This window comes from Paenibacillus sp. J23TS9, assembly GCF_018403225.1.
GTDB lineage: Bacteria > Bacillota > Bacilli > Paenibacillales > Paenibacillaceae > Paenibacillus_AQ.
Genome location: NZ_BOSG01000001.1, coordinates 1913053 through 1925443 on the forward strand (window position 1 = coordinate 1913053; position 12391 = coordinate 1925443).

At 44.0% G+C, this 12391-nt stretch carries 10 protein-coding genes; 3 read left to right on the top strand and 7 right to left on the bottom strand.

Annotated elements, in window-relative coordinates; translation table 11 throughout:
- The first annotated feature begins 258 nt into the window (after positions 1-258).
- Entirely contained in the window at positions 259-1224 is a 966-nt protein-coding gene (locus tag KJS65_RS09030; RefSeq protein ID WP_213649527.1) for an iron-hydroxamate ABC transporter substrate-binding protein, read from the top strand.
- 95 nt (positions 1225-1319) lie between these two features.
- On the opposite strand, the gene KJS65_RS09035 is transcribed toward KJS65_RS09030, so the two are convergent.
- The 4 genes from KJS65_RS09035 to KJS65_RS09050 all read right to left on the bottom strand — a co-directional run bounded on the left by KJS65_RS09035 (position 1320) and on the right by KJS65_RS09050 (position 5955).
- Positions 1320-1781: an SRPBCC family protein gene (locus KJS65_RS09035; protein ID WP_244864450.1), complete on the bottom strand. Its 462-nt coding sequence runs from the start codon at positions 1779-1781 to the stop codon at positions 1320-1322.
- A 29-nt stretch (positions 1782-1810) separates the two neighbouring features.
- Positions 1811-2194 (bottom strand): hypothetical protein, encoded by a 384-nt coding sequence (locus KJS65_RS09040; RefSeq protein WP_244864451.1) that lies wholly within the window; start codon positions 2192-2194, stop codon positions 1811-1813.
- 54 nt (positions 2195-2248) lie between these two features.
- Complete coding sequence (locus tag KJS65_RS09045; protein WP_213650716.1) at positions 2249-2578, bottom strand: low molecular weight protein tyrosine phosphatase family protein; 330 nt, start codon at positions 2576-2578, stop codon at positions 2249-2251.
- 227 nt (positions 2579-2805) lie between these two features.
- A complete protein-coding gene (locus KJS65_RS09050; protein ID WP_213649528.1) occupies positions 2806-5955 on the bottom strand; it encodes a glycosyl hydrolase in 3150 nt (1049 codons plus the stop codon).
- Between the two features lie 317 nt (positions 5956-6272).
- Between KJS65_RS09050 and KJS65_RS09055 the strand changes: the two genes are divergently transcribed.
- On the top strand, positions 6273-6944 hold the full coding sequence (locus tag KJS65_RS09055; RefSeq protein ID WP_213649529.1) for a Crp/Fnr family transcriptional regulator: 672 nt from the start codon (positions 6273-6275) through the stop codon (positions 6942-6944).
- Positions 6945-7027: 83 nt separating this feature from the next.
- Positions 7028-7585 (top strand): peroxiredoxin family protein, encoded by a 558-nt coding sequence (locus KJS65_RS09060; RefSeq protein WP_213649530.1) that lies wholly within the window; start codon positions 7028-7030, stop codon positions 7583-7585.
- Between the two features lie 160 nt (positions 7586-7745).
- Here KJS65_RS09060 and KJS65_RS09065 read toward each other — a convergent pair whose 3' ends face one another.
- The 3 genes from KJS65_RS09065 to KJS65_RS09075 are packed head-to-tail and all read right to left on the bottom strand — an operon-like array spanning position 7746 to position 12381.
- Positions 7746-10301: a hypothetical protein gene (locus KJS65_RS09065; RefSeq protein ID WP_213649531.1), complete on the bottom strand. Its 2556-nt coding sequence runs from the start codon at positions 10299-10301 to the stop codon at positions 7746-7748.
- Between the two features lie 50 nt (positions 10302-10351).
- Positions 10352-11485, bottom strand: coding sequence for an efflux RND transporter periplasmic adaptor subunit (locus KJS65_RS09070; protein WP_213649532.1), 1134 nt, complete (start codon positions 11483-11485; stop codon positions 10352-10354).
- 17 nt (positions 11486-11502) lie between these two features.
- Positions 11503-12381: a carbohydrate ABC transporter permease gene (locus tag KJS65_RS09075; protein ID WP_213649533.1), complete on the bottom strand. Its 879-nt coding sequence runs from the start codon at positions 12379-12381 to the stop codon at positions 11503-11505.
- Between the last annotated feature and the right edge of the window lie 10 nt (positions 12382-12391).

The following is a 12391-nucleotide window of genomic DNA, read 5'->3' on the forward strand; positions in this document are numbered from 1 at the left end:
TGTTACACTCCTATACGAATTGTTTGTTACAAGAAAGATATCACGTATCCGCAGCTATAGAGTAACTGGAATAAACTATATCCAGCTATAGCCTATGGCTATAACAAAGCTTGATTGCTCACAAAATAAGCAGCTTTTCTCATTGGCAAAATCATTACATAGCTATTGACAGTTATGCCGCATAGATATTATATTTGTGAAAATGATTATCATTATCATAAAAATTCATAGCTATTGCTAGAGGAGAAGAAACAACATATGAAAAAGCCTTTCATCTTGTTAGTCTTTATACTTATTTTTGTTTTGAGTGCTTGCGGTGGTACTAAGAATGACGCCAATAGCGAAAGCAAGACGTCACAGGGAACTTCCTCGAATGGCTCAACAGATTCATCATCTTCTACTGAACCCGCCACATTTACTTACCAGTCCGAGAATGGACCCGTTGAGGTTCCAACGCATCCACAGCGTGTCGTTGTGCTTACGAGATTCTTAACAGGTAACGTCATGGCGCTTGGGGTTCCCCTGGTTGGAGCGGATGAAATGTCCTTGACTAACCCGAGGTTCGCTGAGCAGCTGAAGAACGTTGAGGCAGTTTCAGACGAAAGTCTCGAGAAGATCATCGAGCTGAATCCGGATCTGATTATCGGACTCTCAGACATTAAAAATATCGATAAGTTCAAGCAAATGGCTCCGACCGTCACTTATACATATGGAAAAGTCGACTACTTAACGCAGCAGCTCGAAATCGGCAAACTGTTGAATAAAGAAAAAGAAGCGCAAGCCTGGGTCGACGATTTCAAAGCGCGTGCCCAAAAAGCCGGCGAAGAAATCAAGGCGAAAATCGGTGCAGATGCGACCGTCTCCGTTGTAGAAACGTTCAATAAGCAGCTCTACGTCTATGGTTATAACTATGGACGCGGCACTGAGATCCTTTATAATGAATTCAAACTTGATATGCCAAAGAATGTCAAAGAAGCAACCGCTAAGGACGGCTACCTTGCCTTATCCACGGAAGTTCTGAAAGATTACTTTGGAGACTACGTCATTTTCAGTAAGAATGCAGATGAGGACAGCTCATTCCAGAAGACCGAGTCGTATAAAAACATTCCCGCAGTCAAGAACAACCATGTCTTCGAAGTCGATGCGAAGTCTTTCTACTTTAACGATCCGCTGAGCTTGGATTATCAATTGGATTTCTTTATTAAGAGCTTTCTTGGCAAATAAACAAGTTTCTGTGCTACCTACTTAACTGTAAAACCCCCTTCATTCGGTCTTCCGATGTGAAGGGGGTTTTTCGCTGCAATGATCCCTATACTTCTTCATGTCATCTGCTGATCAAGTTGTTCAAGTACAAAGGGCCATGCTTGCTCATGTCCACTCTTCGACTCCTCATCGGGAAATCCCGCATGAGTAAGCTTTAAGATTGTTCCATTACCGTGTGGCTCCAGAATCACCGTAACAACCGTCTCCGCTCCTTTGGTCCCCCCTTCGCCTGTTACCCAGGTCAGTTCAACCAGATGATTGGGCTCAATTCGTAAAAATCTTCCGTAATGGGGATGACGCTGTTCATCGCTATGTGGGTCTGGCTGAAAAACCGTCTCAAAAAAGAAAACGGAGTTGACGCTTCCCTCCATTATTACCGATCCCGGTGCCGCAAACCAACGGTCGAATTCTTTTGTCCAGGCCTTGAATAATACTTGAGGTGATGCTTGCATATCACGCTGTACTTGTACAGAGAATGGTCTCGAAGAAAGATCGGGTTCACGAAATGTTGATTCCATCCATATTCATTCCTTTCGCATGGTTGTATTTATCTATCATGGATAAGCCAGGTTTTTGCATCCTCAGGATCTTTATAAAACGAAATGATGAGATTAATACCTGATTTTTTTATTTTTCTTTTTATTCTCCACACATTAAAGCCTGTTAAACCAACAATAGATATTTTATCTATCCGGTCATTTATGCGTTGCAGATGATTTATAAATTCTTGAAGAACTTTGTCAGTTATCGTTGTTTTATAAAAATCTACCCAGATCTTTAATTTTCTATTGATATTGAATATGAATTCTTGTTCTTGCTCCATCAGTTTGAACAGACTTTCTTCGTTATGGTATTTACTTCCATACTTTAGGCAGTGAATTTCACCACCTTTGTAATAGTAAGGAAACATGGAGCCCCCAGGAGATTTCATGATTATACTTCCTCTCCATATAAAATAATGTGATTTCAAATCACTACAAACTATTCACTCCGGAACTTCAATAAACTCGGAAACTCTTATTTTCAGCAATTCAATCAGTTCCTCATCCATAAAAGTATACTCATCAGGAATATCTAGTCGTATGATCTGTTTAGCATTCAATTCTTGTCCAAACTTGTCTTTCAGTCTTCGTTCATGCTTTTTCTCCATGACAAATATCAAGTCTGCCCATCCCACATGACCTGAATTCACTTTGATTCTTGCGTTGTCTTCGGTCCCAGCGGATTTAACATCATACATGTGATATTGTTCAAAAACCTTTTCAGCTGTAAGACTCCTCCACTTATTCCTGCTGCAAATAAACAATAACTTGATCTGGATCACACCTTCTTTTTTAAATAAAGCACTCCATATAAATATACCATCACATTAATTTATTTGTAGTGGTATCAATCTCTATATTCTTATGAACATAAAAAAAGACGCTGAAAGATACCGCACGTCTTTTTTGAGATAAGCTATTCACTTGTTACGGCCATTACAATGACATCATACTTCCCCAATGAAGGCAAATGAATCAAATGTCGTGTAGAAACGATATGTTACAGTGAGTCTATAGCCCTCTGATTGATCAATCTTGGTGGGGATAATAATCCCGTAGGCAGCAGTACATACCCCTCGGTGAAGCTGTCTCCCTCCGTCGTCCAATTTCCAGGACCATAGCTTGATGTCAGCAGCGGAAGCTGATGCAATGGACCAAACGTGTTTCTTCTTGTTAGGATCAGGTCAAATTGCAGCTGTGAAAATGAACCATTCTTCCGGATGAGCTCAGTTTCATAAGGCTGCCATGCAATGATGCGATCATCTTCACCATGACGAACTTTTATACAGCCCGCTTCAAAGGCAGGGAAAGAAATGATTGTCCTGCTGTCATGATTCTCTCCCGTTTTCGGACTAAACTGCTCATACTGCTCCTCATCTCCGATGATTGGAATATAGGTGATTATCCCCCCGTAAAAAGGGAAGCCCTGCTCCGTAATAGAGCCTAGCTTGAGGGTATCTGGTTGCTTGATCATCGTGCAAATATTACCTTCGATATTGACGCCGAACTCTCCTAACAAATAAATGGCTTCCAAATGAATGCCTTGGTGGAACATCACCTGGAGCTCAAGTACATTTTCTCCTTCGTGAAGATTTCCTGCCGGAAGCGGGATTTTGATGAAGCAGCGGTCAACCCACCAATCGCCGGTGTCCTTGCCATCGATCGCTTCTCCGTTCATGCTGATTTGGAAGGACTCCGGGCTTTCCAGGGCAAGATATATGGGTGAGTCAGGAATTTCATGAACATGGAAATGATAGCTCAGCACAAGCGGATGCTTCAAATTTGTTTTGGACTGGCCGGACTTTTCTACAAACCAAGGCTGAATCATTTCACCATGCCGAAAGGGGAGCTGTAATGTGGTTCTAATTTGCCGATCCGCTTTCAGAATTTCCATGGGTTCATTTGTCTTCTCTTCTTTACCCAACCGATAAGTAACCCTATCCAGCACGAGAACATTCGGTTCATTTAACCGATATTTAAACCGCTCTGCGATATTTAACGAGTCAACATTTACGTAGCGGGTTACTGTTGGCAGAGACTGATCATACGTTTCATCGATGACATATACATGCTCTCCAACCGGTGCGAAATCCGTAATCCATTCATTGGCGCCTTCATGCAGGTTGGTAGTAATATGTCCTCTTTCACCGGTTTGGCAATTCCACTCCTCAATAAAACCTGGCTTTGAGACGCTTATAACAACGTTCCTATGCCACTCCCCTCGGTTCATATTCATCAGTACAATATACGTTTGCTCCTTATCCTTGCGTACCTGTGCGAATATATCAGGAATGGATGCTCCCGTCGCCGCGTCCCGAATAGTGACCCAAGTCCGGACCGCCTCTCTGCATGTGGTAAGCAATTCATTACAATCAAAGGGAATATGCTTCACGCTTTTAGCAAAATGAATCACTTCGTCAGAAGCAAGTGCATCCATATGCCCCGGTGCGTCGCCTGCAAAAATAACAGTTCCACCCGCATCCCGAAATTGCTTGAGTATTTGAAGTGTGGATCTGCGCATGGTCATCATTCCCGTCACAAGCACGGCCCGATAAGCCGCTTGGCCGACATGCAGCACAGCACTGCCATCTCTGTCCTTACCGATATTATATAAACGTCCCAGCATTTCCTCGTCGCCATAGTCAAAATCGATTTGCCCACCCGCCAGATAATGAAAATTGTCTTGATATCTTTGTTCAAGCTCCTGAACCTTGCGTGATACGGCCGATAATCCTCTAGACCATCCCGGATAGATCTGTCCCCATAAGCTTTCAACCGGATTGATAACCAACAGATCACATACCGGTAGCCCACTTGTCATAATCACACCCAATCTTGAAAAATAGGTTTCCACATAACTATATTCATGCCACCAGGCCGATTGATGGGATATGCTGGCGGGATAATCGCGTTTGGATTCCCCCTCCATCGTGTACCAGGATAAATGATGGCATCGTAAGTTAATGCCAAACAGCGCCTGCCAATCGCCGACGGCCTTATGTCCTTCGAAGGGCATTTGCCAGCCTGTGCACCCATATAGCTCAGATAACATCCAGGTCTTGCCCAACTGCCTGGCTGCCGAAGACAATTGTTTGACGATCCAATAATTCACGTTACCTTCTGTTAGTACATCGACACCGGGATAACCCATATGCTCATAGAAACGCATCAGAGATCCAACCATTGCTGTTTGGGCGGTTAAGCTGTCTTCATGTAAAGTATGGCCAGTCAAAATCAAACCATTGCTCTCACACCATTGCTTCATTGGTTTAGCAAAACTATCATGAAACATTTCCTGAATCAGATCTACGTAATGCCATTTTACTTGAGAAAGCTCTTTTCCTTCGGGTAATAAAAATAATTCAGGAAGACGTGAAATGAGATCGTAACCGTAAACGGACTGAAATTGTTCAAAAAGCGAATATGTCCAAGGTGCGTGCCAATGCCCGTTCTCATTTTGAATTCCGAACCCGTCCATTAACGCTCCCCGATGCGGTTCATCGGTGAAAATACCTTTAATAGATTTGCCGAAATGCTTTCCGCTCTTGGCCTTGTATTGTTCATGCGTTATTTCAAGAAAGCGGTCGACCGCTTCACGATTCAAAGTATCCAAATATGTATAACCGTTATAAAATGATTCCTTCTCCTGCTCTACCAGAGAGAAAGCAAGCATGGTCCGACCCGTATGCTGACCACTGTCCTGATCCCTTTCCATCTGCGTACAGTTAGTGAAAATCATGCCCTCCACATCACACTGAAAAGCCGCAAACATATGATCTTTCCAGACAAACTGCTCAACTGGAATGACTTCCAGCCTTATGAATTTCAAGCGATACTTTGGTTCTTGCGTGACCATGCCGCCTGCCGAGCCACTTGGCCATCGGTCCTCGTCATAAAGCCAGGCTTCAAGGCCAAGCCGCTCAGCCTCCTCCGAGCAAATGTTGATGAGCTTGAACCATTCATCACCCAAGTACTCGGTAGCCAGCCCTGTCCGTGAATGCATAAAGAAACCTCCGAAGCCCATTTCCTTGAAATGTTGTATTTGGCGAAGCAGCTCCTCTTGATCAAGCTTGCCATTCCATGACCAGAACGGTTTACCTCGAAAGGCCGGAGTCGGTTCAACAAATAATTCGTACAGCTTATTTGTCACGGATTAATCGCTCCTCTCTTACGTATCAATTATAACAATGACTACCATTCACCAAACGTCGACTATTCGATTTTAGTATAAAGTATACTATATTAATATTATATGTAAATTATTTTATTAATTGACCACTAAGTATACTGTAATGAAAATTATCCTCACAATGAACTTTCTGTCATTTTATACAGAAAGGTGCGCAGTGCGCGACCTGTATACGTCATACCAACGCATGCTGCTCTTCCAAGCGGATCTATAGTATTCTAGAATAGTCGTAGTAACTCCTTATTCATACAAGCATGTACAGAAAGGACAACATAAAAATGACAATATCGGGGATTGAAGACACCAACCTGCTGGACATTTTCCCATGCTTTAGCGCTCTGCAGCCGGAAGAATGGGCAGAGGCACAACCTTTCGTACAGCGTTTCCCCGCCAAATCCAGAATATTTCACCGCGAAGATGCGGCAATATACGGCATGTTTCTGCTTAGCGGGACAGCCCGGATTACGGTTATCAATGAAAACGGAAATGAATCGGTATTAAATATGCTCTCCGCAGGAGAGGTCTGTTCGCTGATGGTACTCAGCGGGTTAAGTGGACGCGATTATCCGGGCTCTCTGATCGCTGAATGCGACGTAGATGTGCTATTTGTTCTCAAAAGCAGCTTCTTGCGTTGGGTACAGGAATATGAACTCATTCGCAGAACCATTTTTGGAGGGCTCCTTGAAGGCATGCTCCGGATGGTCGATATGCTGCAGGAGAAACAATTCATGCCGCTTGAAATGAGACTAGCCAAAGCCCTGCTTCGGGTTACCACAGAGGATCAGCCGCTTCTTCATACAACACATCAGGAATTGGCTGAGGAGATTGGTTCAGCACGTGAGGTCGTTTCCCGAACGCTGCTCCGGTTTAAGCAAAATGGATGGGTTCAGACAGGACGGGGCTGGGTGAAAATTGACCAGAGAACCAAGCTGGAAGCACTTGGTGACTAAGTCACAGAGGAATCGCTTTTCACCTGCTAAATTAGGTTGTAGGCGTTAACGCCAATGACCCGAAATTTAGGAGGAAAAACCATATGAATCATCAGCTTCAGCACGGGGACACAGCTCCCTTTTTCCAAATGACAGATCAGAACAACGAGTGTATTACACTAGAAAAATACCGCGGACGCAAAATATTGCTTGCCTTTTTCCGTAACTCTGCTTGTGCGCTGTGCAATCTGCGTGTGCATCAATTTATCCAGCGGTATCCGGAATGGCAGCAGCAGGGAATGGAAGTGATCGCATTATTCGAATCCCCCGAAGCTAATCTCCACAGGTATGTGGGCCAACAAAACGCACCTTTTTCCCTTATTGCCGATCCTGCAGCCGAAATCTACAAGCTATACAGTGTTGAGACATCGGAAGCCAAGACGAAGGCAACATTATCGCAGCCGGGTATCCATCAAAAGATTAGTGATCAAGTCGAGGCTGCCGGGTTCAAGCTTACGCCGGAGGAAGGCTCCAATTTCAACCGGATCCCGGCTGAATTTCTGATTGATGAGGAAGGTATCGTAAATGTCGCCTACTACGGAAGCTTAATCACGGATCATCTGCCTTTTGAAATCATTGAACGCTTCGCTGCCGGGAAATAATGTGTATGCGCCTCATTCCTTTACGAAGTGTTACCACGTAGTAACAGCCTGTCTTCTCTTGATGAGATGACAGGCTGTTCAATTTAATTAGAGTGTACAAGAATCGGGCTGTGAGAACTGCACTGCTTCAATAAGAAAAACAACCGAAGATGCTTTATCGTTATTTCTCGGTATCCGGTGTTTTTTCGATGGACAAATTATAGGCTTGACTGGCAAGTTCGATACGTTCCCCCATAAGCTCATCATACAAGGTTAACCGGTAGACTCCTCCACGCAATGTCTTGTACTGATTGCTGCTGAAGGTAGCCATGAACGTATTGTAATTCCCTACCGTCAGATCGGTGCCAATGTTCAGGGATTTTTCCTGTGACTGACCGGTTGAGTCCGTCATCTTGAGTACCAGCTTATGATTAAACTCCCCCATGTCATAGCTATTTTCCCGCTGCAGGTTATAATTCATAGTGATATTCAAGCTGTCGCTGCCTTCCACTGTCCAGCCTTTCGAATTTAGTACCGACAGTTGATAAGGATACAAGGAAACCTGTGATAAACTCGTCTGGGGTCGGCTCACAGCTGGATTAAGTCGTAATGCTGAAATATCAATATACCCTGTCGGGTCCTCTCCTGGTTCGGTAAATTTATTGCCGGTAATTCCCGGTCCAAGATATAGCGAGAGGTCCGAAGTTACTGCTGATTTGGGAAGTTTTGCCGAGAAGGTAATGAATTGCTTAATGTCCGGTGTTGCCGGCGTGTCCGGTTGACTGGATACAGCTTCGTACAGCTGTCCATCCGCTGTTCTGTAATACGCCTGAAGACGGGCCATCTTGCTTTGGCGTTTCTCTTCACTGCCAAGAAGCATTTCTGTATAGACGATATTTGAATTCATTCCCTCATAGACTATCGTTTTATTTTCGTTAACTTTAGCATGTTTCCCTAGACCTGAAACGACATAGCTGCCGCCTTGCTTAATCGATTCGACAGCATTCATTGTACTCGGTGTACTCAATGTGAGAAATGGAATTTTCTCATCTTTTTCAGATGAAAATAGATTTACCTTTAAGTCGTGAAATTCTTGGGTGTACGGAATATGGGCGATAACGTTGATGTTTGTACTCTGTCCGGGTCCCAATACAGCAACGCCCTTGTCCATCAGTATTTCGGTTGCAGGTAGATCATCATGATCTATCTTTATCATCCCCTTTAAGTCGGGCAGCGATAGATTGGTCGATTGCGTGTTGGTAATATTCAGTTTGGCTGCTAAGATATCCTCATCTTTCCAAGGAAGGCGCTGCAGCGATTGAAGACTGTAGGAGAAAGTTCCGTATGAATTCGTCGCACTGTATACTTGTCCCTTCTGTGCATCCGTATGCAGGACATATGGGATAGTGAAATACGCAACGGGAAGCTTCATATCGGCACTCGGTTCCTTTGTTCCTGTCGCTTCCGAAGTACCCCCTCCTGCTGTATTTCCTGCAAGCTCCTTGGAGACAGATTCAATCAATTCGAGTTGAAGTGTGTTCTGTTCAACTTCCAGCGGAATCTGCACATGGAGTGGAATAATCTTCTCCTCCATAGGCTTTATCACTAAACCGCTCAATCCCTTGGAGTCCAGCGGAAACTTTTTTCCAATCCTGGAATTCACGGCAAGATCGTAATCAGGGAGTGTTACCACCTTATTGCCGGTATTCTTCATACGCAATTGAAATGACCAATCCCCCTTGCCATCCTCACTGGTTACACTGGCATTTTGAAGCTCCGTTTCGATGATATTGTTATGGATCATGATTTTTTTAACAGCATTCTTGCCAACGACTAAATTAGCCATAGCAGCTGCAGGAAGCTTGTACGAAGAACCAGCGTATTCCAGCTGCAATGCTTCATCCTTTTGCGTGAATTGGATCTTCATATTATCGGTTTTTAGATAAGAAGGGATCTCGGACACATAATATATGGTCTTTTTTTCGTTTGGCTGAATTTTATAATCCGTCTGCGATCCGCTTATGGACAGTTTGAATATGCTTCCTCCGGCCGATACCAGATATGCCTTGTATCCCGGATCCTCAAATACCTTACTGCCCCGATTGGTCAGGTTGAATCCGACCTTCGCATAAACTTTTCCGTTATATTTATAGATCTCCAGCGATTGGCTGCCTGCTGTAACCGGGTTATTATTCATGGCGGTATTTATGCTTTTTCCAATGGGCGTCACGTTTGAATAATTAGCTGGCAGTGTAAAGGTACCTGCATGTTTCAAATAATCTTTGGCATTGATGTCCCAGACATACACGGGGAACTTCATACCTTTAAGAGAATTTAATTGCTTCATATTGACATAATAGGTTACCCGTACGCTCTCCTTGGATAACACATTTTTTTTCGATACATCATTTGTGATGGGATGACCCAAAATAATTGACCCCCCCGGAGATACCACCTTCGAAAAGAAATTCATCATACTTACGCTGCTGCTGCCTGTATTCGTGTAGTTCAAGGTATACGTCACAATATTGCCTGTTGCCTGCGGCCAAATATTGACTTCTTCCAGGGTAGCTTTGATCTTGGAATTTAATTGAATCGTCCCGAGGCTGCTGTTTGAAACTCCTGTTATATTCGTACCAGATTGGACAGAAGCAGCCTGGATCGGATAAGGCGATATTTGGCTAATGACAAAAACACCTAACAGTACAGCAATATATTTGGTTCCATGCTTTCTCATTCGTTCTCCTCCGGTTTTATTTCTTAAATTGTGTAGTCTCTATCTCAGAGCTATTTGTGGACGCGTGTCCCATCCATAATAAGACCGCTGTTCTCCACAATAATTTCCTGCTGATCAAATAGTCCTTCACTCACAGCTGTTGATACATCATTCGCATCAGAGATCTTTATCGGCGTACGTACGGCATAATATGCATTCCCTAATGGGCTTGCTGATTCACTGATGGTATAAACATAGACACCTTGATTGTCCTTGTGAACGGCTTTATTCGGAACCAGCATCTGATCTTCACCTTTTGATTTCATGATCTGGACCTCCACTCGCTCTCCCCCATGAAGTTCATGGTCCTCGAGAGCAATCACTAGATGATACATAGCGCTAACAGGTGCGTTAGCATCGGAACTATTGGAGCTGTTATTCGGATAATTCAATGCCTCGTCCAGCTTTTCGATCTTCCCCGTTAAAGATGGATGATCTTCCCGATCAAGCTTCAGGTTATCCAGAACTTCACCTACGCTGAGCATCGAAGCCATCTCGGAAGGTATGAGAAGTTCGAGCTTATATCCTTTTTCAGCGTTGGAAATCTTGATATCCGGAACTCCGCTAGAGCTGAACCCCTCAATCGCACTAATCTCCGAGACGACCCCGTTGAAGGGAGCCACAATTTGCTGATTGGCAGCAAGCGTGTTTTTAAGATTTTGAATATGCAGCTGCTGTGTAGACATATCAACCTTTGCTGTTTCCAAAGCCGCAGAGGCGCTTATTTTGGCGGCATCATCTTCTCCTTGCATAGCTAGGATCACGCTATATTTAAGCTGCTCCAATGATAAAATACTTTTCTTGAGAGCGGATTGTTCATCGGCAAGCTGCTGCTTGATTTCAATTCCGTCATATTTTATAAGAGACTGACCTTTCTTCACGGCCTCTCCTTTCTTAACAAGCACCTTCGATACCTTCCAGCCTGCGGGATTCGTAAGTTCTCTCTCCTCCTGCGGATTTACTGTCGAGCTGCCCTCGTAAGAATGAACAAGCGATCCCTTTTTTATTTGTGAGGTAATTACCTTAGGCAGCGTGAGAGCCTGGAAGGTGTTGCCTGCAAAAGTCAGCATGAGCAGAAGCCCGATAAATAAGCCTGCAATTAGACCAACCTTACGTTTTCTTGACTTTGATATCTCCTCTTGCAATGATAATCACTCCTAAGCTAACCTTTAATCCCCGATAACTGGATACCTTCAATAAAATAAGACTCTGCATAAAGAAATAGAAGAACCATTGGAGTCATATATAGTGCAGAAGCCGCGAATCCGATTCCCAGCGCATCTTTGTTAATCTGTGCAAGATAAAGAGACAAGGGCTGTTTGTAGGAATCTTGCAGAAAAATGAGAGGCTGCTCAATCATGTTCCAATAGTCGACAAAAAGTAAAACCATCAAAGCTGCTAGACCGGGCTTGACAAGCGGCAGAATGATGCGCCAAAAAATCACCCATTGTCCCCCTCCGTCCATCATGGCAGCTTCGGAATACGCTCCGGGAATATGCGCCATAAATTGTCGCATCATAAAGACGCCAAATGCCCCAAAGATGCCGGGCAGTATTATTGCTGAGGCATGATTCATGAGCCCAAGCTTGTCTATTACCAGATAGTTCGGAACTAGCGTCACTTGAAACGGCATAAGCATTGTCATCAAATAAAGCATGAACAGCTTGTCTCTCCCGATAAAGTGGAGCTTGGCAAAAGCATATGCTGCCAGCGAGGCAACCACGGTTTGTCCGGCAACGATCGGAACGACCATTGCGACTGAGTTCCAGAACATTTGTAGGAACTTTGTAGATAAAATCAACACTTCAGCATATTGTCCAAAAGAAATCCAATCGGGGACCAACTTGAGATTGATGAACGTGTTTTCGCCACCTTTAGCTACATCAATCATTTGTCCGATCAAACCATAATTTTGTCCTATCTCTTGCTCCGTCATTAGGGAGTTCGTGATGGTTAGCAGAATAGGCACCAGCATCATGATGGCTGCTGCTCCCAGCAGCAGCGTCAGCATTAGCCTTGGAATCCACTGCTTTGTTTTCATGATGTCCCTC